The sequence below is a fragment of the Thermodesulfobacteriota bacterium genome (genome assembly GCA_040755095.1).
Taxonomy (GTDB): Bacteria; Desulfobacterota; Desulfobulbia; order Desulfobulbales; family JBFMBH01; genus JBFMBH01.
Genome location: JBFMBH010000014.1, coordinates 25,582 through 47,552 on the forward strand (window position 1 = coordinate 25,582; position 21,971 = coordinate 47,552).

General features: G+C 70.7%; 19 protein-coding genes and 1 tRNA gene. 4 read left to right on the forward strand and 16 right to left on the reverse strand.

The window, feature by feature from the left end; genetic code table 11:
• Positions 1-65: 65 nt before the first annotated feature.
• The gene (locus AB1634_04135; GenBank protein MEW6218710.1) at positions 66-692 is read right to left on the reverse strand and encodes a V-type ATP synthase subunit D; all 627 of its coding nucleotides are present in this window, start codon (positions 690-692) and stop codon (positions 66-68) included.
• 234 nt (positions 693-926) lie between these two features.
• Here AB1634_04135 and AB1634_04140 point away from each other — a divergent pair, with 234 nt between their 5' ends.
• Positions 927-2,045, forward strand: coding sequence for an RNA-binding domain-containing protein (locus tag AB1634_04140; GenBank protein MEW6218711.1), 1,119 nt, complete (start codon positions 927-929; stop codon positions 2,043-2,045).
• Positions 2,046-2,083: 38 nt separating this feature from the next.
• Here AB1634_04140 and AB1634_04145 read toward each other — a convergent pair whose 3' ends face one another.
• From AB1634_04145 to AB1634_04190, 10 genes are all read right to left on the reverse strand, one after another.
• A complete protein-coding gene (locus tag AB1634_04145) occupies positions 2,084-2,293 on the reverse strand; it encodes a UPF0175 family protein (protein ID MEW6218712.1) in 210 nt (69 codons plus the stop codon).
• 119 nt (positions 2,294-2,412) lie between these two features.
• Positions 2,413-3,729 carry a V-type ATP synthase subunit B gene (locus AB1634_04150; GenBank protein MEW6218713.1) on the reverse strand — a complete coding sequence of 439 codons (1,317 nt, stop codon included), beginning with the start codon at positions 3,727-3,729 and terminating at the stop codon, positions 2,413-2,415.
• Complete coding sequence (locus AB1634_04155) at positions 3,729-5,357, reverse strand: V-type ATP synthase subunit A (GenBank protein ID MEW6218714.1); 1,629 nt, start codon at positions 5,355-5,357, stop codon at positions 3,729-3,731. Before AB1634_04155 ends, AB1634_04150 begins: the two co-directional genes overlap by 1 nt.
• Positions 5,354-5,668 carry an ATPase gene (locus AB1634_04160; GenBank protein MEW6218715.1) on the reverse strand — a complete coding sequence of 105 codons (315 nt, stop codon included), beginning with the start codon at positions 5,666-5,668 and terminating at the stop codon, positions 5,354-5,356. Before AB1634_04160 ends, AB1634_04155 begins: the two co-directional genes overlap by 4 nt.
• Complete coding sequence (locus AB1634_04165; protein ID MEW6218716.1) at positions 5,665-6,477, reverse strand: hypothetical protein; 813 nt, start codon at positions 6,475-6,477, stop codon at positions 5,665-5,667. Before AB1634_04165 ends, AB1634_04160 begins: the two co-directional genes overlap by 4 nt.
• Entirely contained in the window at positions 6,446-7,024 is a 579-nt protein-coding gene (locus tag AB1634_04170; GenBank protein ID MEW6218717.1) for a V-type ATP synthase subunit E, read from the reverse strand. Before AB1634_04170 ends, AB1634_04165 begins: the two co-directional genes overlap by 32 nt.
• Before the next feature lie 20 nt (positions 7,025-7,044).
• Complete coding sequence (locus AB1634_04175) at positions 7,045-7,260, reverse strand: ATPase (GenBank protein MEW6218718.1); 216 nt, start codon at positions 7,258-7,260, stop codon at positions 7,045-7,047.
• Between the two features lie 12 nt (positions 7,261-7,272).
• The gene (locus AB1634_04180; GenBank protein ID MEW6218719.1) at positions 7,273-9,162 is read right to left on the reverse strand and encodes an ATPase; all 1,890 of its coding nucleotides are present in this window, start codon (positions 9,160-9,162) and stop codon (positions 7,273-7,275) included.
• Positions 9,152-9,481 carry a hypothetical protein gene (locus AB1634_04185; GenBank protein ID MEW6218720.1) on the reverse strand — a complete coding sequence of 110 codons (330 nt, stop codon included), beginning with the start codon at positions 9,479-9,481 and terminating at the stop codon, positions 9,152-9,154. Before AB1634_04185 ends, AB1634_04180 begins: the two co-directional genes overlap by 11 nt.
• Before the next feature lie 140 nt (positions 9,482-9,621).
• A complete protein-coding gene (locus AB1634_04190) occupies positions 9,622-10,434 on the reverse strand; it encodes a sulfite exporter TauE/SafE family protein (GenBank protein MEW6218721.1) in 813 nt (270 codons plus the stop codon).
• A gap of 25 nt (positions 10,435-10,459) precedes the next feature.
• Between AB1634_04190 and AB1634_04195 the strand changes: the two genes are divergently transcribed.
• Positions 10,460-11,356, forward strand: coding sequence for a hypothetical protein (locus tag AB1634_04195; protein MEW6218722.1), 897 nt, complete (start codon positions 10,460-10,462; stop codon positions 11,354-11,356).
• Between the two features lie 148 nt (positions 11,357-11,504).
• Here AB1634_04195 and AB1634_04200 read toward each other — a convergent pair whose 3' ends face one another.
• Positions 11,505-13,244 (reverse strand): methyl-accepting chemotaxis protein, encoded by a 1,740-nt coding sequence (locus tag AB1634_04200; GenBank protein MEW6218723.1) that lies wholly within the window; start codon positions 13,242-13,244, stop codon positions 11,505-11,507.
• Between the two features lie 13 nt (positions 13,245-13,257).
• Positions 13,258-14,157, reverse strand: coding sequence for a phosphate ABC transporter substrate-binding protein (locus AB1634_04205; protein MEW6218724.1), 900 nt, complete (start codon positions 14,155-14,157; stop codon positions 13,258-13,260).
• Positions 14,158-14,458: 301 nt separating this feature from the next.
• Here AB1634_04205 and AB1634_04210 point away from each other — a divergent pair.
• Positions 14,459-14,534: transfer RNA gene (locus tag AB1634_04210), tRNA-Lys, on the forward strand.
• 128 nt (positions 14,535-14,662) lie between these two features.
• On the opposite strand, the gene AB1634_04215 is transcribed toward AB1634_04210, so the two are convergent.
• From AB1634_04215 to AB1634_04225, 3 genes are all read right to left on the reverse strand, one after another.
• Positions 14,663-15,784 carry a DUF2786 domain-containing protein gene (locus tag AB1634_04215; protein ID MEW6218725.1) on the reverse strand — a complete coding sequence of 374 codons (1,122 nt, stop codon included), beginning with the start codon at positions 15,782-15,784 and terminating at the stop codon, positions 14,663-14,665.
• 85 nt (positions 15,785-15,869) lie between these two features.
• Positions 15,870-17,498, reverse strand: a complete 1,629-nt coding sequence (locus AB1634_04220) for a hypothetical protein (GenBank protein MEW6218726.1) — start codon at positions 17,496-17,498, stop codon at positions 15,870-15,872.
• Positions 17,499-17,617: 119 nt separating this feature from the next.
• Complete coding sequence (locus AB1634_04225; protein MEW6218727.1) at positions 17,618-21,280, reverse strand: DEAD/DEAH box helicase; 3,663 nt, start codon at positions 21,278-21,280, stop codon at positions 17,618-17,620.
• Positions 21,281-21,604: 324 nt separating this feature from the next.
• Here AB1634_04225 and AB1634_04230 point away from each other — a divergent pair.
• A partial coding sequence (locus AB1634_04230) for a nucleoside monophosphate kinase (GenBank protein MEW6218728.1) occupies positions 21,605-21,971 on the forward strand: 367 nt, incomplete at its 3' end.

Below are 21,971 nucleotides of genomic sequence, written 5' to 3' on the forward strand. Positions count from 1 at the left end.
TTTTTACCATACCACAGTCCCCACCCGGCGGCACCGGCTTCGCGCCGGAATGGAACGGCCCGTTCTCAGCGTTCTTCCTGGGCCCGGCCGCGGCAGCGCTGGCGCCGGTACAGCTCCTCCCGCTCCCGTTCCCCCAGGGCCTGGCCGATGCCGCGGATCTCGGCCTGGACAGCGGGCAGGAGGCGCTCTTCCAGGACCCGCAGGCGGCGGGTGGTCCGGCCGATCTCCTCGGCCAGGCGGGCCAGCTTGTTGTCGTGGGCCGCGAACTCGATGAGGGCATCCACCACCGCCTCGAAGCGGTCGATGGCCGCTGCGGTGGCCGGTCCCAGGAGTCCCTCGTCGTGGCCCCGCCGGTCGGGCTGCCGGCGGGCGGTCTCCCGGGACTCGATCTCCTTCAAGCTGAGACCCCAGAGGCGCCGGTTGCGGACCTGCACCCGGAAATCCCGCCGGCAGGCCGGCACCAGGGAGGCGATCACCTCCCCCCCCTCCTGGCCGGTGGCCACGGCCAGGAGGCCAATGGCCTCGGCATAGAGTCGGCTGATCCCGTCCCGGGAGGCCAGATAGGCAACCGAGCAGGCCAAAAGCTCGTGGATCAGGGCCCGGCGCCGGGAGCGCAAGAGGCCGCGGCTGGACGCCACGGCGGCGGCCTTGTCCTTCAGGAGCAGCAGGTTGGCGCGGGTGGGGGGCAGCATGGGCAGGGCCTCGCCGGGAAGATCGACACCAGCACCGGCGTGCCTCCATCATAGCCGGCCGTTGGCCGGCCAAGTCAAGGCCGCGAGGATTGCCAGGGAACTGGCGCTGATGGTATGGTCGCAACACGTGCTCATCGTGGGCCGGTTCTTTGATCCGACCGGTCCGGCGCGCCCGCTGTGTCCACCATGCTCCCTGGGCCAGCATCCACCGTTCCCGTCATGACGGCATCGGCCATGAAGATCCCTGCCAGCGAAGGCCCCTATGTGGAATTCAAGTCCGAAAAGGTGCGGGCCAAGGAGCTGGCCGAGGAGATCGTTGCCCTGGCCAACGCCGAGGGCGGGGAGATCTGGCTGGGGGTGGATGACGACGGCCGGCCGAGCGGCCTTATGCGGTCCTACGAGGAGGACGTCATGGCCATCTGCCGCACGGCGGTGGTGCCTCCCCTGACTCCCTCCTATGAAGAGGGAGCCGCCGGCGGCCGGCGGGTTGCCCGGGTCATCGTGCCCAAGGGGGCGGATCGGCCTTACGCCACAACCTCCAACAAGTACTTCATCCGGGTCGGCTCCACCAAGCGAGCCGCCTCCCGGGAAGAGCTGGTACGGCTCTTCCAGGCCTCAGGGCTCTTCCATTACGACCTTGTGGAGCTGGGGCAGGCGACCGAGGCCCATCTGGATCTGTCCGCCGTGGATGCCTTCTTCCATCGCTACGATTTCCGGTTCTCCGGCGAGAAAGAGGAGGAAAAACGGCGGCTGCTCGCGGCCAGCGACATCATCGGCCGGGCCGGCCGGCCCACCGTGGGTGGTCTTCTGGTCTTTGGCATCGCCCCGGAGCGCCTCCTGCCCCAGGCCGGCATTGCCTTGGCCCATTTCCAGGGCCGGGAGCTGGACGCCGAGCTGTACGACAAGAAGTCTTTCGGCGGCAGCCTGCCCCGGCAGGTGGACAACGCCCTGGCAGCCATCCGCGCCAACCTGCCCACCCCGTCGGTGATCGAAGGGACCAGGCGCATCGATGCCCCCGGCTATTCGGATCGTGCCTTGCGGGAGCTCCTGGTCAACGCCGTGGTGCACCGCAACTACAGCATTACCGGCTCCACAGTCCGGGTCTTCCTCTTCGCCGATCGCCTGGAGATCGTAAGCCCCGGCCGACTCCCCAACACGGTCACCATCGACAAGCTCCCGGTGGGCACCAGCTTTGCCCGCAACCCGCTCATCGTCCGCCTCATGGAGAACCTCGGCTACATGGACCGCCTGGGTCGAGGCCTGCCCATGGTCTGCCGGGAGGCCCAGCGCCTGGGCAAGGCCATCGCCTTCCAGGAATGGGGCGAGGAGTTCCGGGTGACCTTGGAGCGGTAGGGGTGCGGGGAAAGCCTTATCCTCGTCTCAGCTCCTTCTCAAGGGAAAGAGTCCAAACCCGCCCGGGCCAGCGCCAGGAGGAAGTCGGTCCGGTCAAGGCCGGCGATTCGGGCAGCCACCTCCTGGGACACCCTCCCCTGCTCGTACCATCGAGCGGCCGCCAGGAAGAGCACCTGGCGGATGAAATCCTCGGGCTCGGTCCTCAAGGCCGCCAGAGCGGCATCGGGAACCTCCACGCATACTTGCATGCCGTGCACCTCCTCTGCTCTGCCTTCACACCAGGGTTGATAGTCCGGACCAGCTCCCTGACCACCATAGCCCACCGGCCCCTCTTCCTCAACGGGATTCCCCCGGTCGCCGCGGGCTGTTACCCGTGCGACCACACCCCGAACCGCTCCAGGAGTCCCCGGCCCAGGTCCAGGGTGCAGCCTACGGCCCGGCGCTCGTCGCCCTGGTGGATGAATTCGGCCTCGAAGGCGGCAGCGAAGTCGAGCAGGGACTGGTCGCGGGCGGCCAGGCCCTCCCGGCCGACGATGGCGGCCAGGCGCCGCAGCTCCCGGCCCCGGGCATAGCTGCTGTACAGGCTGTCGGCGATGGTCCGGTGATCCTCCCGGGTGCGGCCGGCGCCGATGCCCTTGCCCATGAGCCGGGAGAGGCTGGGCAGGATGTCGATGGGCGGGTCGATGCCCCGGCGCCAGAGGTCCCGGGACAGAACCAGCTGGCCCTCGGTGATGTAGCCGGTGAGGTCGGGGATCGGGTGGGTGATGTCGTCCTCGGGCATGGTCAGGACCGGGATCATGGTCACGGAGCCGGGACGGCCCTGGAGGCGGCCGGCCCGCTCGTACAGGGCCGCCAGATCGGAATAGAGGTAGCCCGGATACCCCCGGCGGCCGGGCAGCTCCTCCCGGGTGGAGGAGATCTGGCGCAAGGCCTCGCAGTAGCTGGTCAGGTCGGTGATCACCACCAGCACATCGAGGCCCAGGTCGAAGGCCAGATACTCGGCGGCGGTGAGGGCCAGGCGGGGGGCCAGGAGGCGCTCCATCACCGGCTCGTCGGCCCGGTTGAGGAAGGCGACGCAGTCGGCCCGGGTTCTGTCCAGGACCGCCAGATAGTACGACAGCTCGTGGAAGGTCAGGCCCAGGGCGACAAAGACCAGGGCAAAGCCGGGACCGGCGCCGTGCAGGAGGCGGCCCACCAGCTCCTTGGCCGGCAGGCCGGCGCAGGAGAAGACCGGCAGCTTCTGGCCCTTGACCAGGGTGTTGAGGCCGTCCACGGCCGAGATGCCGGTCTCGATGAATTCCGCTGGCGCGGCGCGGCCGGCCGGGTTGATGGGCCGCGGGGTCACGGCCCGCCAGGCCTGGGCGAGATAGCATGGCCGGCCGTCGATGGGCTGGCCGGCGCCGTTCAGGGTGCGGCCCAGCATGGCCCGGCTGACCGGCATCTTCTGCACGGCGCCGGTGAGCTCGATCTCGGTGGCGGCCAGGTCGAGACCGGCGCTCTCCCCATAGAGCTGCACCAGGATGGTGTCCCGGTCCAGGGCCAGAATCTCGCCCAGGATGGCGCGGCCGTCCGCAGAGCGCACCGTCACCAGCTCGCCGACCCGGGCGGCCAGGATGCGGTTGGCCACCAGAAGCTCGCCGGAGAGCCTCGTGACCGTGCGGTAGCGGTGGCGGGCCAGGCGCATCACGGGATCTCAAGGAGGGCGGCGGCTTCGGCCAGCGGCCGGCCGGCGGCACTGGCCGCCAGGGCGGCGTCGCCGGCCTCCAGCAGCCGGCGGGCCAGGCCGGCGGTGGCGGCGAGCGAGCTGGCGGTCTCGGTGCCGTACGCGCTTTGGGCCAGGAACCGGCGCCGCAGGAGCCGGGCGGCCTCCATGGTCAGCCGGTCCCGGTCCTGCAGCCCATCGAGGCCCACGATCTCCGCCACCTCGGCCAGGGATTCCTCGGCCCGCAACCGGGCCTGGCAGCGCTGCCTGAGGGAGGACCAGTCGGCGGCCACCGTCTCCTGGCAGAAATCGCGCACCTCGGTCTCGAAGAGGGAATAGCTGGCCTGGGGGTTGATGGCCGGGAAGTGGCGGCTGTGGGCCAGGCGGGTGTCCAGGATCAGGCTGGCGCCGCAGGCCCGGGCCAGGGCCTGGGTGACCGGCTCGGTGCAGTCGCCCCCCGGCGGGGAGACGGACAGGATCATGGACAGGGATCCGGGGCGGCCGCCCAGGGTCTCCACCGCGCCGGCCCGCTCGACAAAGGCCGCCAGGCGGCCGGCCATGGCCGTGGGGTAGCCCTCCTCGCCGGGCATCTGGCCGAGGGCAGCACCGATCTCCCGCAAGGCCTCGGCCCAGCGGGAGATGGAGTCGGCCAAGAGCAGCACGTCCAGGCCCAGGTCCCGGTAGTACTCGGCCACGGTCACCGCCGTGTAGATGGAGGCCTCCCGGGCCGCCACCGGCATGTTCGAGGTGTTGGCCACCAGCACGGTGCGGTCCAGAAGCGGGCCGCCGGTGCGGGGATCCGCAAGGCCGGCGAAATCGGCCACCAGCTCCGCCATCTCGTTGCCCCGCTCGCCGCAGCCGCAGTAGACGACCACATCCACCGCCGCGTGCCGGGCGATGGCCTGCTCCAGCACCGTCTTGCCGGTGCCGAAGCCGCCGGGGATGATGGCCGCTCCCCCCAGGGCCAGGGGAAAAAGGAGATCGATGATCCGCTGGCCGGTGACCAGGGGCCGCCGGGCGGCGAGCTTTCGGGCATAGGGCCTGGGCCGGCGCACCGGCCAGCGCTGGCCCAGGGGGATGGCGGTGCCGTCCGCCAGCCGGGCGACCGTGGCACCGGCGGTCAGGGATCCGCTGGCCAGCTCGGCGAGGACGCCGGATCGTCCCGGCGGCACCAGGATGGGATGGCGGAGCCGGCCCTCGCTCACCCAGCCCAGCTCGTCGCCGGCCGTCACCGTCTCGCCGGGACGGCGACCGGGGGTGAAGGGCCAGCACCGGCGGTCATCCAGGGCCGGCAGCGCGCCGCCGGCCTCCAGGAACGGACCCTGGCTGGCCAACAGGCGGTCCAGAGGCCGCTCGAGGCCGTCCAGCATCCGGCCCAGAAGGCCTGGCCCGAGGACGACCTCCAGGCTGCTGCCGGAGCCGGTCACCGGCTCACCCAGGGCGAGCCCCCGGGTTTCCTCGTAGACCTGGATCACCGCCCCTGCTGCCTCCAGCCGCACCACCTCGCCGGTCAGGCCCTGCCGCCCCACGGCCACCCGTTCGTGGAGGGCCAGACCGGCGGCGTCGCTCCTGACCGTCGGCCCGCAGACTCCACTCACCCGGCCGCTCATCGGGCGAGCCTCACCGCGTAGCCGATGGCACGCCGCAGCAGGCGCTCGACATAGCCCTCCCGGGGCCGGGCGGCCAGGGCTGGCGCCGGCAGCACCACCAGGGCGCCGGCAAAGGGGAGGGTAGGCAAGGATTCCTCCAGCGCCGGGTCCAGAAGCCGTTCGTCCACGGCCACCAGGCCGGCCGCAGGATCGGTCACCGCCTGGGCGAGGAGGGCGGCGGCCTCGCTCCGGCTGCCGGTCTTCTGGCCGACCCCGGCCAGGGCAAAGCCGGGGCTGGCATCCGCGGGCGTGAGCACGGTCACAGTCTTCATCGCAGGAGCAGGGCCCCCACCCGCTCCGGCGCCACGGCAGCCGCGGCCAGGATCAGGCCTAGGTTGTGGCGGTACCGGAAGAGGGTCCACAGGTAGTGGAGGAGAAAGCCGACCCCGCTCCCCTCGGAGCGCTGGCGCCGGAGCCAGACCGTGATGGCGGCCAGCCCGGCCGCCTCGGCGACACCGCCGTCTGCCGGATCAGCCCGTTGCCGGGTGTGCACCAGCACCCCGGCCAGGCGGTCGAGCCAGGAGGCGACCAGCGGCTGCCCGGCCCGGCTGGCCATGAGCTGCCACCAGAGGTCGGCCAGCCGTCGCTCCGCCCCCCGGCCGCCCTCCCGGCCAAAGGCCGCCGCCAGACCGCCCAGGCCAGGGGCCAGGCCGGCCAGGTACCGGTCCAGCCGGGCCAGCATGGCCGCCGGCTCGCCCGGCTGCGCCAGAAGGCCGGTGAGGTCCGGGTCCAGAAGTCGGCTGCCAGTCGCCGGTGCCAGGCCGGCCAGGCGCAGGCGGAAGGTTGCGGCCAGCTCCGGCAGGGCCAGCCACAGGAAAACCGGGGCCAGGCAGCGGCGCAGGCCGAGGCTGGCCCGCCGGTATACCCAGAGCGCCTCCTGCCGGCAGAAGCGCCCCACCCCGGCAGCGCCTGCCTGGGCCGCCAGGGCCGCGGCCGGCCCCCGCAGCTGCCAGGGGACCGTGCTGGCGGCGAGGTCCCACTCGGTCCAGTCCACAGCCAGGGCCGGCAGCCGGCCGTGGAGCCGGGCGACCAGAAAGTCCGCCGGCAGGCTACGGTCCGGCAGGGGGGCCAGGGGCCGCATGGGCACACCTCTCCAGGATCTCCGCCGCGGCCCGGGTCAGGATCTCGGGCCAGAGGGCGGCCAGACGGGTGGCCAGGGAGTTGTCCACCCGGATGCAGCCGTCAGCGCTTACCGCCACCAACCCGCCGGCCAAGGCCGGGTCCATCTCGATCCGCGCCGCCGGGAACAGCTCCCGGGCCAGGCCGGCGTCGGCCGGCGCCACCCGGATGACGGCCCAGGGGGCAGGGGGCAGCTCGGCGGCCAGGCACTGGAAGGTCTGCCGGTCATCGTCGTCCCGCAGCCCGGCCAGGAGCTGGCCAGCGGCAGCCCACAGGCGGGCGGCCAGGGCCGCGACGGCCTCCAGCTCCTGGCGGGCCGCGGGCCGCTCAGCATCGGCCAGGATCCGGTCGTGGGCCTGGCGGCAGAACACGGCGGTCTGCCGGTCATGCTCCTCCTGCCAACAGGCCAGCTCAGCGGCCAGCTCCCGGCGGAGCCGCTCCCCTTCTGCCTCGGTCTCCCGCCACAGGGTACGGACCTCCTCCTCGTGCCGCGCCCGGAGGCTGGCCAACAGCGCATCCAGGCCCACCGCTAGCCCCCGAGCAGGATCATCACCGCCACCACGAAGCCCAGGATGACCATGGTCTCCGGGATGGCCACCAGAAGGATCATGGTGCCGGACAGCTCCGGCTTTTCCGCCAGAGCGCCGGCGCCAGCGGCGCCGATCCGGGACTGGGCCCAGGCGGTGGCCAGGGCCGGCAGACCGATGGCCAGGGCAGCGGCGAAGGCGATCCAGATCTTGTCCATGGCATCATCTCCTCATGGTCCCGGGGGGTGGTGGTCGGCCTGGAGCGGCTCGTAGCGGCGGCCGCCGGTGTGCAGGAACTTGTCGAAGAACTCCACGTAATGGAGGCGCAAGGAATGGATGGTGGGGGAGAAAAGGCCCAGGAAGAGGTTGACCAGATGGAGGAGGCTCGCGGCCACCACCCCCAGCACCAGATCGCCGGTCAGGCCCGCCATCTGGTTGGCCACCGTGGCCAGGAGGGCGGAAGTGAGGCCGATGGCCATGATCCGGGCATAGGAGATGATGTGGCCCACGGTCTTCAGCAGCTCCAGGGGGGCCAAGAGACCGCCGCTCCACAGGAGGAGGGGGGCCAGGAGCAGGGCCAGGGCCAGAGCCGGCCGGGCCAGAATCTGGGGATAGAGGCCGAGCCCGGAGAGGATGAGGGCGGCCAGGGCCGCGATGAGGCCAATGGTGACCAGATCCGCCACCGCCTTGCGGCCGGTACGGCGGCGTACCGCGGCAATGGCCGACAGGGCCAGGCCGCAGAGGATATGCATGCAGCCCACCGCCACGGCAAAGAGCAGCATGGGCAGGATGGCGGTCTGCCGCTCCACCAGAAAAGGGACGAGGCCGAACAGCCGGTGGCCCAGGTCGCCCAAGAGCTCGCCATAGGCCAGGCCGAAGAGGATGGCGTAGGCCGCGGCCACCCCCAGAATGCGGCCAGCATCCCGGAGGCTGCCGGTCCGGCCGCGCCAGACCAGGCCGGCCGCCACCCCGGCGAAGATCACGCCGTAGCCCACATCCCCCAGGATCATGCCGAAGAAGAGCGGAAAGAACAGGCCCACGAACGGCGTCGGGTCGAAAGAGGCGTAGCTGGGCAGGGGCAGGAGCCGGGTCAGGAGCTGGAAGGGCCGGAAGTAGGCGGGGTTTTCCAGGAGCACCGGCACCTCGTCCAGGTCCTGGTCCGCCACCGCCAATTCCGACACCAGGATCTGGCCACCGAAGCGGGCCTCCAGGAGCGCGCGCAGGTCGGCCAGCCGGCCGGCCGGCATCCAGCCGTAGAGGAAGAAGCACAGCTGGCTGGAGAAGACCGCTGCCGACGCGGCCAGGAGCCCCAGCCGGGAGCGGATCCAGGAGGCCGTCTGCCGGTAGATGGGTCCCCAGCGCTGGGCCAGGAGCACTGCCTGCCGGTCGAGCCCCTCCCGGGTACGGGCCAGGGCGGCCAGCCGCTCACGAAGGGCCGGCAGGGCGGCGGCCAGGGGCAGGCCTTGCAGCGCCGGCGGCAGGGCGTAGGGCGCCACCCCCTGGCCGGTCAGCTCGCGGTCCAGGCCGAAAGGCGTCTTCTTCCCCAGCACCAGGAGGCCCACCAGAATGCCGCCGGCGGCCCGGCGGACGGCGAGGGTGAAGGCGCCACCGGTCAGCCGCTCCAGTTCCCGGCGCAGGATGGCGGCTGCCCGTTCGTCCCGGAGCACCAGCCCCATGATCTCCAGATCCGGCGCCTCCGGCAGGCCGGCCAGCATGTCGGCCACCGCTTCCAGAAACTGGCCATGGCGCTCCAGCTCTGCCGACTCCTGGGCGGTGGCCTCCTGCCGGCGGGCCAGCTCCTGGGCCGTGGCCAGATGCCGGTCGACGCTGCGGCTCAAGGTGGCCAGGATCGGCTGTGGCGAAAGCAGGCTCTGCCGGACCGGCACCGCCGGCAGCAGCGCAAAAAGGGCCTGGATGCGGCCGGCCAGATCCTCCAGGAAGAGGGCCTCGAAGAGCTGCTCCGGGGGCAGGAGCTGCCGGCGGAGGCGGTCCGGCTCCTGGCTGGACCGCCCCTGCCTGGGCTCCAGGTGGACCAGCCCTGCGTCCCGCACCAGGCTGAGGACCGGGGTGAGGAGTGCCTGGGGGCCGGCGATCTCCACCTTGGCCATTCTAACGATCATGGCCAGCCTCCGGCAGGATGGCGGTCAGGTGGCGCCGGAGAATGGCTTCCAGCAGGGCCTGGGGCAGATCCCGCAGCCGGGCCGCCAGGCCTGCCGCCTGCTCCAGGCGCCAGGCGGCGGCCCGGGCCGCTTCCTCTTCGCTGCCCGCGATGGCGGCGGCCCGGCCGGCGGCCTTGCGGGCCGCCGCCTCCTGCCGCTGCCGCTCGCCGTCCAACCGCAGGCCATCGAGCCACCGGCTGGCCCGCTGGCGCTCGGCGGCCAGCTGCTGCCGGATGACCTCTTCCGCGGCCAGGATTTGCTGCAGGGCCTCTTCGTCCATGGGCTGCCCCCGAGCCTTCCAGCGCCCTGCCCGGCCCAGGCGGCCCCGGGCCGGCTGAGCACCAGGCCTCTGTGGCTTACCCTTAGCATGGGCCGCGCCGGCAAATCCAGCCCTTTGCCGGCCCGGACCGAAAGGGGGGGTCAGGCCCGGGCCGAGGCCAGCATGGCCAGTCCCATGACGAGGAGCAGCACCAGGAGGGCGCGCAGGAAGGCGGTCTGGTCCAGGCGGCGGGAAAGCCGGGCGCCGGCGAGCACCCCAAGGGTGACGGCGGGCCAGGCTACCGGCAGCAGGGCCAGCACCTGGCTGGTGATGAGCCCTGCCAGCGCATGGCCGGCGATCACCATCAGCCCGCCCAGCAGGAAAAAGGCGGAGAGGGTGGCCTTGATCTCGTCCTGGGACCAGCCGGTGAGGGAGGTGTAGATGACGGTGGGCGGGCCGCCGGTGGAAAAAGCGGCGCCGATGACGCCGGTGGCAAGGCCGGCCCCGTACGCCCAGAGGGGGTGGAGCGGGCGAGCGGGCCGCGGCCGGGCCGCCAGGCGAAAGCCGGCATAGAGCACCAGGAAGAGCCCCAGAGCCAGGCGAAAGATCCGGTCGTCCACGCCCTTCAGAAACGCCGTCCCCAGGACCACCCCGGGCAGGCAGCCCAGGAGCAACGGCCGGATCCGGGTGAAGGTCAGGTGCCGCCGCAGCTGCCAGGAGAGGATGCCGGTGATGGCCAGGCCCGCCAGGGAGCACAGGGGCACAGCGGTGCGGGCCTCCACCAGGAGCGCCAGCAGCGGGATGGCCACCAGGGCCGAGCCGAAGCCGGTGAGGCCCTGGACCAGTCCGGCCAGAAAGAAGACCACAGCGATGGCAGCGAGGGTGAGCATGTCGGCGGGACGAGGTTTCGGGAGGGTGACCAGGGCCTGGTGGACGACCGCCCGATACTGGGTCACAATGGGGTGGTCTGTCAAGCCCTGCTGGGCCCGAGGAGGAGCCATGCCCCGCCGATTGCCGCCCCCCACCGTTGCCCTGGCCCTGACCGCGATCCTGGTGGTCGGCAGCCAGGTGGCCATCATCGCCGCCCAGGGGGAGGCCCTTTGCCTCAACACCGGCTGCCGGATCGTGGAGGGGCTGACCGCAATCAGCCCCCTGGCCTTCAATCTGCTGGGACTGGCCTACTTCGCGGCAGTCCTCGGCCTGGCCCGGATGGGGGCCGGCTGGGCCGGGGAGCTTCTGGGTCCGCTGCTTTTCGCCGGTGCCGCGGTGGAGGGGGTGTTGACCGCCTACCAGGGTCTGGCCGTGGGGGTCTGGTGCTCGTACTGCCTCCTGGTGGCAGGCCTGGTGGTCCTGCTCAATCTCAGCCAAGGCTGGCGCCACGCCCTGGCCGCGGCCTTTGTTCTGGCTGCTCCGGTTGCCATCATGGCGGCGCTCTCCTTCGGCCCTGGCCTGACCATGGCCCGGTTGGGTGCCGTCCCCGGGGTGGCGGCGGTGCGGCCGGCCGCCGCTGGCCGCCCCCAGGCCGACCTCTTTGTGGCGGCCAGCTGCCCCCATTGCGAGAAGCTGCTGCAGGACCTGCCAGCCTTTCCCGATTGCACCATCCAGCTGCGGCCGGTGGACCAGCTGGCCGCTCTCCCGGCCGGACTGGCGGCGGCAGGCCCCTGGCAGCCGGAGGGCAACCGCCTGCTCCTGGCCCTCCTGGGCGTGGAGACCGTGCCGGCGTTGCTGGTGCAGGAGGAGGAGGGGATACGGCTTCTCAAGGGCCGCCCTCGCATCGAGGCCTGGCTGGCCGCCGCCTGCCAGCCGCCACCGGCCGCCGGCGAGGCCGGCCAGTCGCTCATGGATCTCGACGAGGACGGCGAGTGCCCGGTGGCGGTGGAGTGCCCACCCCCCTGACGGGAGCCGGGCGGGTCAAAAGGGGGGGCCGGCTCGCGGGGCCCCCATGAGGCTTGCAGGTGTCACAGGTCCCATAGGTCCTATAGGACGTATGGGACCTATAGGACCTGTGGGCGTGGCGCCGCGATGCGGGCCGGGCTCGGACCCCTCAGCCGGCCTTGCCGGCTGCCACCAGGGCGGTGCTGCCGGCGCGGCGGCCGCTGCCGCCCACCAGGGCCTGCAGCTCGTGGATGGAGCTGTCCAGGCGCTCCACCTGTTCTTTCATGACCGTGGCGGCGGAGGCGGAGTCCTCGGCGGTGCCGGCGTTGCGCTGGGTGACCTTGTCGTTTTCGACGATGCCCCGGCTGACCTGCTCGATGGCCCGGCTCTGCTCAGCCGAGGCGGCGGCGATCTCGGCCACCAGGAGGCCAGCCTTCTCGGCGACACCGGTCACGGCCTGGAAGTCCCGGCCGGTCACCGTCACCAGCTGGCTGCCATCGGCAACCCGGCGGGCGGTGTTGTCGATGAGGGTGGCGGTGCTCTTGGCTGCCTCGGCCGCCCGTCTGGCCAGGCTCCTCACCTCGTCCGCCACCACCGCAAAGCCTGCTCCGGCCTCGCCGGCCCGGGCTGCCTCCACCGCGGCGTTCAGGGCCAGGAGGTTGGTCTGGAAGGCGATCTCGTCGATGGTCCGGACGATCTTCCGGGTCTCGGCGCTGGCCCCCGCCACCTCGTTCATGGAGGCCGTCAGGCGCTCCATGTTGTCGAAAGCCCGCCCCACCGCCTCGTTGGCCTGCCGCATCAGGCCGTCGGCCTCGCCGGCGTTGTCGGCGTTGTTGCGGGTCATGGCGCCGATCTCCTCCATGGAAGCAGACATCTGCTCCATGGCAGCTGCCTGCTGGGCGACGCCGGCGGCCAGGGCCTGGCCAGCGTCGTTGACCTTCTGTGCCTCGCTGGTGAGCACGGTCGAGGCCTGCTCCATGTCCGTGATGGCCTGCTGCACCGGCCGGGTAATGCCGCGGACCAGGAGCCACAGGGCGCCGCCCGCCGCGGCCAGGGCCGCCGCCAGCACCAGGACGGCGGTGAAGAGCATGCGGCGGAGCACGGCAAAGGCCTGGGCCTCCTCGATGCCCAGGGTCAGTTGCCATCCCAGGCCAGGCAGCTCCTGGCCGGCCACCAGCCAGCCGGCCGCCTGGCCAGTGCCGAGGGCGGCCTGCGCTTCGGGGGCCAGGTCCGGCGAAGCGGCTACCGGCCGGCCGCCGCTGTCCTGGATCACGAAGGCCATGCCCGCAGCCTGGGCCCCATTGGCCAACGCCGCCAGGGCCGGGGCCAGGGGCTGGCGCAGCCAGATGAGGCCCTCGGTCTGGCTGTCCACCACCACGGCGAGGGCCGACACGAGCGCCCAGCTGCCGTCCTCCTGCTGGCTGGCTTGCAGGAAGAGGGGGGCCGCGCCATCCGCACCGCTCTTGCCCTGGAGCGCCTCCAGGGCCGCCGCCTGGGGAAAGGCCACGAAGGTCTCCACCCGCTGGCCTTCCTGAATCTGCAGGACCGGCCGGCCATCGGCAGCGGTGATCTGGATCACCTCATACTGGGGCTTGGCCGCGCCGAGATTGCGGAAAAAGAACTCCAGGCTGCCCTCGGCCGTGGCCATGCCGTCCGCGTCCTCGAAGAAACGGGCGGTGAAGTAGTCATCCAGGGCCTTGTGGCTGCGGAAGACCGGCAGGTCCTGGCCGGTGACGGTCAGGATGTCTGCCAGGACAGCCGCCTGGTCGGCGGCTGTCCTGGCCAGCTGGCGGGTCGCCTCGCCCTGGAGGGCACCGGAGACCATGACCTGGTTGACCCCGGCCTGCGCCACCAGGACCACCAGGATGAGGGCGGAGACCGCCAGGAAGATGCGGGTGCCGATGGTCATGAAAGGCTCCTTCCTAGAGGCCGAGGTCCTTCTTCTTCTGCTCCCACAGGGCGGCGATGGTCTTGCCCTCTTCCAGGTTGACCGTGCCCTGCTGCGAGATGATGGCCTGGCCTTCCGGGGAGAGCATGAAGGCCAGGGCCTTTTGCACCTCCTCCGCGGGGTTGGTGTGGTGAGTGATGTACAGGGGCCGGAAGAGGGGGTAGGTGCCGGAGGCGATGTTCTCCTTGCTGGGTGCGACGCCGTCCAGGGACAGGATCTTCACGGCCTGCTTCTTGGCCGAGGAGACGCCATCCAGGCCCAGGCCGGTGCCGGTCTTCTCCACCTTCTCCTCCACCGCGCCGGAGGCCTTGACCTCCAGGGAGCGGGCTTTGAAATCGTAGTTGGGGTCGCCAAAGACCAGCCGCCGGAACATATGGCCGACCCCGGACTCCTTGCCTTCCCGATCGATGAAGGCGATGCGCTTGTCCTCCCCTCCCAGTTCCTTCCAGGAGGTGATCTGCCCGTCCACCACCTTCTTGAGGTTGGCGGTGGAGATGTCGGAGACCGGGTTGTCGGGATGCACCACCACCACGATGGCGTCCCAGGCCACCTGCACGAGCACGGCATCCTTTTCCTCCGGATGCTTCTGGCCAGCGGCGTCGTAGAGCCAGTGCCGGCAGGTGCCGCCCATGTCGCTGGTGCCCGCCGACGCGGACCGGATGCCCTTGGTGGCGCCGCCGCCGGACAGCACGATCTTCGTCCCCGTCTTGGCCTCATAGGCCTTGGCGATTTCGTCCATGAAGGCGTTCTTGGTGATGCCGCAGCCGGTCCAGGTGAGGTCCGCCGCCTGCCCGCTGCCGGTCACCAGCAGCATGGCAGCGCCCACCGTCATCCCTGCCAGCCGCCAGCCCCATCTCTTCATCGTCGCTGCCATCTGCCACCTCCTTTCCTGGGTTGGGAATAGGGGGACCGCTCCCCCTCAGAAAAAGGCCCCGCGCCGGACTAGGCCGTCGCCGGCCATCTCGGCCAATAGACGAGAGTATAGCATGACGACACAGCGCGGAACAGTCCCCCCGCCGGCCTGGACTGGGGGGCCGGCGCGACTGCTAGTCGCGACGGCCGGATCCGAGGCGGCATCGCGTAGCGGCTGTGTTCTTCCCCTTGACGCTCGGGTCCGGGGTGTGCTACTTTACGGCCCTCGATGCCACCGGCCGGCCGGCCGCTGGCATCGCCACGGGCCGTTAGCTCAACTGGTAGAGCAACTGACTCTTAATCAGTAGGTTTGGGGTTCGAGCCCCCGACGGCCCACCAGGAAGAAGAGAAAGGGGGCCAGACAGCAATGTCTGGCCCCCTTTTTGCGCTGTTCGGGGCCTGGGGTGCGCGCTTGCCTGCCAGCCAGGAGCAGGAGTGCCGTCCCGGGGGCAGCGCGCTCCTGGTCCTCATCCCTCCGGCAGTAGCCGGCCGCCGGGACCCTGGCGGGTGATCCCCCGGTGCAGCGTGAGCTCTCGGCCGGCGGCAACCCCGGCCGTATAGCCGGCGGCGTCGAAAAGGGCCGGGCCGGAGCGACGGCGGACGAGGTGCGGATGCCGCTCCCGGACCAGGGCCTGCAGGCGGGGATCCTGGGCGCAGACCACCAGACTGGTGCTGGACTGGCCGGCGCTGCGGGCGGCGGACCCGGGGGGCTGGGCCTGGCTCATCAGCCGTTCCCGGAAGCCGTTCAGCACCCCCAGCTGAAAGGAGCGTCGCGCCCCGCCCGGGCAGCCGCTTTTCCGCCGGTGCCCCTGCCAGAGCCCGTCCAACTGGCGGATGAGAAAGGCGTGCACGTACTCGGCCACCTCCAGGTTCTCCTGCCGGCCCAAGAGCTCCAGGGTCCGCACCGACTGATCCAGGGCCGGATCGTAGATGGAGGAGAGCACCACCTGCACGAAGAAGAACTCGGTGAGCAGCGAGGCCACCCCCTTGTGGACCCGGTCCACCCGCTGGCCGCCCAGGCGGATGATCCGGTAGTCGTAGGCGCCGTCGCCGGTCTGGGACTGGCCCTCCAGGTTGTAGCGGGCCACCAGGGCGTTGGCCTTGGCCATGGCCAGGCCGGCCTCGTGCTCGTTGTCGGAGCCGGCCAGGGCCAGGAGCTTCTCCAGCCGGGCCAGGTGCCGGACGGCAGCCGGGTCCAGCGCGGTGCTCGGGGCCAGGCCCTGGCAGTCCAGGGGACCGGTGGCCCGGCGGAACCGCTCCGGCACCCCCAGCAGGCGGCAGGCCGTTTGAAAGCTCTGGTCATGGCCGGCCGGCATCCGGAAGAGGTCGGTGACCGCCTGGTGGGCCATCTCGTGCCGGAGCACCCCCACCAGGACGTCCCAGGACTGCTCCGCCACCAGCCGGACGGCCAGGCGGATGGTGCGGCTTACGGCATCCCAGCTGCCGACGACGCTGGCCAGGTCCGCGAGCTCAATGAAGGGGGTCCGGAGGGGCACCCCATGGTCGCGGCAGATCTGGGCATGCTCGTAGTAAAGCTGCCGGGTCCAGGCCCGGCGGCGATTGGCCTCGTCGGCGATGTGAAGGCTCATGGTTGGTCCTGTCTGTCCGGCGGCCGCCCAGGGGGGCGGTCGGGCTGGAGTTGGCGGGGTGGCTGCGGAGAGGATCTCGCAGGCTTCAGGCCAGGGACAGATCGGCCAGCTGCTGGCGGCAGGCAGCGGCGAAGTCTTCCGGGAAGTGGCCGACGATGAAGCGCAGCTGCGTCTCGGAAAAGGCCCCTGGCGACTGGGGCAGGCGGGGCAGCAGGCGGTAGAGGAGGGGCTGGTCCGCCTCGCCGCCCACGAAGCGCTTCCCGAGCTCGACGCCGGTCACCATCCGCGCCCCCAGACGGTCGAGGATGCGCATGGCCAGATAGAGCGCCCGGTCCAGGGCGGCCCGGCAGGCCTGGTCCGCCTCCAGGATGTTGCCCACCCCGCCGCCGCACATCACCTGCAGCTCCCAGCCCGAGGTCTGGGCCTTGGGCACGAAGAGCAGCACCCCATCCTCCTCCCAGACCACAAGACTGGCCGGCCGGTCGTTTCGGCCGTCCAGCCGCCGGTTGGCGCGTATGGCCGCAAGGTAGCACGCGGCAAACGATTGCCCGGTCTCGGCCCGGAAGCGGCGGCAGACCGCGGCCAGCTGATCGCCATAGGCGTAGGGGGTCAGATCGTCCTGGCCGTCTGCGGCGGCCATCCGGGCTGGCACCAGGGCGAACTGCTGGTGGATCTGCTGGTGCGAGGCGTGCAGGCGGTAGCCGCTGGGGGCGAAGTCGAAGCCGTAGTTCCAGCCCCAGAGGGAGGCGGCAAAGGGAAGGGTGTCGGCAGCGGTGGGCTCGGCCAAGGCGGCCAGCACCGCCCGCCGCAGGGCCTCCAGCTCAAAAGGCGCCAGCTGGCGGCCAGCCGGGGGCAGCGGCAGGGCCAGGGCCGCGGCCAGCCGCAAACAGGTGCGCTGGTAGTAGAGGTGGCGCAGGCCGCCAAATTCAGCAGCCGAGAGGGCCGCCACCCGGTAGCGCACCACCTCATGGGCCATGTTGGAGGCAAAATGGCCCCAGGGGATGTAGGAATTGCGGCGCAGGTACTCGAAGGCCAGGGTCCGGCCCTCCTGGTCCGTCCAGTCGCCCACGATCTCGTTGGCGCCCTGGGCTCCGGGATTGAGGACCATGGCCCGCTTGTAGTCATCCGGCAGATGCGGGTTGTTGGCCACCGCCTCGAAGAGATCGTGGCTGTGGATGACCGGCCGCAGGCCCCTTGGGGTCCGGCGATAGCGCAGCCCCACCGGCCGGCCGCTGGCCGCATTGATCTCCAGGCAGCAGGCCAGCCGCGCCAGGGCGACGAGATCGGCCGGGTCGGTGGACACGGTGGCCAGGGCCAGGAGAAGCGGCGCCGGCAGCTCGGCCAGAAGGCCGGCCGGATCGTCCCCCGGCGGCAGCAGGCGCCAGCGATCCAGGAGCGCGGTCAGGGAGACGGCGGGCGGGGAAGGCAGCCGGAAATGCTCCGGCGTGCTGGCGGCCGCCTCGGCCCAACCGGCGGTGATGTAGGTGGTGCCCAGGAAGGGCAAGGGGTTCGGGATCTCGTAGACCGGCTCCCCGGGCGCGACGGGCAGGTCGCCGCACGGGAAGTTGGCCGCGTTGCCCAGACGCTGGCCCTCTTCGTCCCGTCCCAGCTCCAGGGGATGCACCCCGGCCCGCTGGCTCCTCACCCCGAAAGCCGGCCGATGGACACCGCAGACAAAACGGCCGTCCGACCCCACGCACGACGGCAACGTCATGGGTCCTCCTGGCAGACACTCGCAAAAGCACGTTGATGGACGAGCGAAGGCGCAAGGATCTTCCGGCCGGCCGTGCCCAGGAAGATACCGTGGCTGGCTATTCTACCGCGGGGCAGGCGCTACGCAAGAGGGGGCTCTTCCCAGCGCAGGATCTCCATGATCTCGGCCCGGGTCAGGCGCTTGATGATGCTGGCATCGTCTTCCCGGACCAGCTCGTTGGCCAGGCTGCGCTTCTTGTCGATGAGCTGGTGGATCTTCTCTTCCACGGTGCCGGTGGTGACCAGCTTGAAGACCTGCACCACGTGCTTTTGGCCCATCCGGTGCACCCGGGCGGTGGCCTGGTCCTCCCGGGCCGCGTTCCACCAGCGGTCGTAATGGATGACCACCTGGGCGCCGGTGAGATCGACCCCCACGCCGCCAGCCAGGAGGCTGGCCAGGAAGACCCGGCAGCGGGGATCGGTGTTGAAGCGGGCGATGAGCTCGCCCCGGCGGTAAAGGGGCATGTCGCCGCGGATGCCGGCGTGCCCCACCCCGGCGGCCCGCAGATGGGCAGCCATGATGTCCAGCATCCGGGTGTACTGGCTGAACACCACCACCTTGAGGCCGTTGTCGAGACACTCCTCCAGGAGGGCGGCGAAGAGCTCCCACTTGCCGCCGCCGACCCCGGCCAGCTCCGGATCGTCCGCCACCAGAGAGGGGTGGTCGCAGATCTGCTTGAGGTAGCTGATCACCGCCAGGATCTCGATGTAGGGCAGGCGATCGTCCCGGCGGGCGGCGGCGATCCGGTCCAGGAGGCTGGCGCCGTCCCGGGCCAGAATCTGCCGGTAGAGGGTCTCCTGCTCCGGGGCCAGGCCGCAGTAGCGCACGTCCTCGATGACATCCGGCAGCTCCTTCAGGACCTGGGTTCGGGTACGGCGCAGGAAGAAGGGGCTGATGAGACGGGCCAGGAGACGCTTGGTGCCCTGGCGATCCCCCTCTTCCAGAGGATCGATGAAGCGCCTTTTGAACCAGGCGTCGGTGCCCAGAAAGCCCGGGTTGCAGATGTCCAGGAGATTCTTGAGATCCGCCACCGAGTTCTCGAGGGGGGTGCCGGTCAGGCCGATGATCACCCGGCCGCGCAGGATGCGGGCAGCGCCGTGGGCGTCGGTCTTGCGGTTCTTGATGTACTGCATCTCGTCCAGGAGGATGCAGTCGAAATCGATGGCGGCCAGCTCCTCGATGTCCCGGCGCAGAATGCCGTAGGTGGTGAGGATGAGGAAACGGCCGCCGGCGTCCTCCAGGTCACGCTTGTTGCCGTGGTAGACGTAGGCGGACAGGCTCGGGTAGAAGGATTCGATCTTGCTCGCCCAGTGGGAGACGACGGTGGCAGGGCAGACCACCAGGAAGCGGGCCGAGCTGCCCTTGGCGGCCCGGACCGCGGCCAGGAGGGCCAGGGCCTGGTGGGTCTTGCCCAGGCCCATGTCGTCGGCGAGGATGCCGCCCAGACGATGCTGGTACAGGTGCCACAGCCAGGACAGGCCGTTGCGCTGGTACGACCGCAGATGCTCCGGCACCGCCGGGATGGCCTCCTCGGCCCTGGTGGCGTCGAAATGGAGGAAGCGCTTCAAAGGCTGGTGCGCCGTGCCCCGCCCGGCCGGAAAGATGACCTTGGGTCCCAGGGCATGCAGCCGCAGCAGCTCCTGCCGGTTGAGGCGGATGCCGGTCTCCCGGGTCTCGGGATGGCGCCAGCTGTGGGTGGAGATGAGCTGGTAGAGCCATTCCGACTGGTGGGCCGCCAGGTTGATCCAGCGCTTCTTGCCCGGCAGATAGGTACGGCCGGCGGCACAGGCGTCCCGGAGGAGATCGAAGGAGACCTTGCGGTCGCCGAAGCGCAGGTTGCCGGCCAGAAAGCACCAGTCCTCGTCCAGGCTGCCGGCCGTGATCTCCAGCCGATCGGCGGCCTCGGCGATCTCGAAGTGCCGCAGGCTCTCATCAACATCGTTGTCCGGTGCCGCCAGGGCTGCCTGGTGGACAGCCACGAAGTCAGGCACCTTGTCGGCAGGCAGGACGGTCTTGCAGTACCAGTCCAGGTCCGGGATCCGGGCTGCTCCCTCCTCCGCCACCGGCAGGAAGCCCTCCTCGGGCAGCCAGTAGAGGTCACCGTAGCGGCAGGGCTCCAGCGCCGCTCGCTCCAGCACCCGGCCGTCCGCCAGGCGCAGGCAGGGCGAGATCTCCAGGCTCGCCCCGTCGCCCGCAAAGCGCACCCGCAGAAAGGTGCTGGCCGGCGGCAGGGTTGGCCAGCCGATTCCCAGGCTGGACAGCCCGGCCAACAGGCCGGCGCCTCCCTCCCGGTCGACGACCAGATGGAAGATGGGGTAGGCGGCGGTGACGCCAGCCACCTTGCACTCGAACAGCCCATCGCTGGCGCGGCGGCCCAGGGTGAGGCCGTCATTGGCCGCGGTCATGAACAGGTGGCGCGCCAGCCACAGCCACAGGCTCTCGTCCCGCTCCTGGCCCCGGCTGCGCCGGCCGGCCGCGTTGAGCTCGATCTCGCTCTCCAGCCGGCAGCGGGCCATGAGCCGGGTGGACAGCTCCCAGACCTCCTGGTCGAAACGGGGCGGTGGCGTCTGGCCGGCCAGGGCTGGTGCCGGCCGGGCAAAGAGATCGGCCATCTCCCGGCGGCCCTGGTCGGAAAGCAGGCAGGACAAGACGGTCTGCCCCTGGCTGTCGGCGGCAGACACCCGCCAGCGGCCTTCGCCGGCCGGATGCACGGACAACGCCTCCAGGCTCTGGCTGCCGAAGACCTGGAACAGGTAGGAGCCCACCAGCCGCCAGGGGCCCTGATCGAAGAGCAGGGGCAAGGGGGTGGGCGCCGAGGCCGGATCGCTCATGCTGCGGATCAGGGCGTGCATGGCCACCGCGGCCGAGTGGACGCAAAGCCCCCGGTCCTGGGCGCCGATGCCGCACCGGTAACAGCGGGCCTGGCTGATCTCAAAGCCGGCGGCGCTGCCGGGCGCGCGGTCGAAGTGGACCAGAATCTGGCCGCTGGCCGCCCCTTGCAGAAGACCGGCCACGCCGTTGCGGAAGATGATGAGCCGGCGCACCGCTCCCGCCAGGAGCAGCTTTTTGGCCTCGGCCATGGTCTTCCGGGAGAACCAGGGGATGAGAAAAAGGTCTGCCCGGCGGAGCGCCATCTCCGGGATGGGCCGGGCCTCCTCCTGGACCGGCGGCGGCGCCTCGGCAGGAGGGAAGGGGTCGTTCTTCAGAAACAGGTAGTCGAAGGTGAGGGCCAGGGTGTCGCCCAGAAGCTTGGGGCCGATGCCCCGGCAGTCCAGGAGCTTCTGCATGGGGTAATCCAGAAGCTCCCCCACGGTGGTGATCTTGAGCTCACCGATGATGTTATGGATGCCGGTGGGAAAGAGAATCTTGCGGATCGAGCGCTTGCGGAAAGAGGACGGCAGCTGCACCGGCCGGCCGAAGAGCTTCCACAGGGCATCCCCCACGGTCTCTCGCTCGTCGGCTGGCAGACAGTGGCGGAAATAGGCGCGGTTGAATGGCGGATGGCCCAGAAGGCTGCAGCCGAGATCCAGGACCTCCTTCTCCGCGCCTTCGCGCTCCTTCTCCTTGATGGAGAGGCGGCCGATAAGGCAGGCCCGGAAGGCCCCCCGCAAGGTGGTGTAGCCCATCTCGGTGAGGACCCGCTTGGTATCCTCCGAGATTTTGAGGGACGCGACCGGCGAGCCCAGGATCTGCTGCCGGGGCGTTTCCTTCTTGCTGGTCTCGGACAAGACGGCCTGTGCCATGCTCCTGGTTCCGGTGTCGGGGTCTGGCGCCCGCAGGGTGTTGCCGACCCGTAAGTGTGTGATGATAAACGATGTCGGTTCCCCGAGGGGAGACATCCAGGAAAGAGAGTCGATGAACTACCAATCATAGTCGCAGTGAGGCAATCGTGCAAGGCTGTTCTGGCGTGCCGGACAGCCGCATCGCCCTGGCCCGGCGACCGCCGGTGTGCCGCGGCGGCAAAATGGGGTATAGTGCCGCACCGGCGCCGCCGCGGCCGGCGCCGCCGCGGCCAAGCCAACCGCCATTGGTGCGCACATCATTATTCAGAGGAGGAACGAACAGTCATGCGACTCATTCTGCTGGGGGCTCCCGGCGCGGGCAAAGGCACGGTGGCCAAGATGCTCACCGCCATCGACAGCTCGGTCCAGATCTCCACCGGGGACATCCTGCGGGGGGCGGTGCAGGCCGGCACCGAGCTGGGCCAGCAGGCGGACGCTTTCATGAAGCGGGGCGATCTGGTTCCTGATGCCCTCATCATGGGCATTATGGAAAAACGCCTCCAGGAGCCCGACTGCCAGCAGGGCTTTCTTCTGGACGGCTTTCCCCGCACCATTCCCCAGGCCGAGGCCTTGAAGGAGCTGTTGGCCCGCCTGGGCATCCGTCTCGATCTGGTGGTCAACATCGACGTGCCCCGGGAGACGATCCTCGACC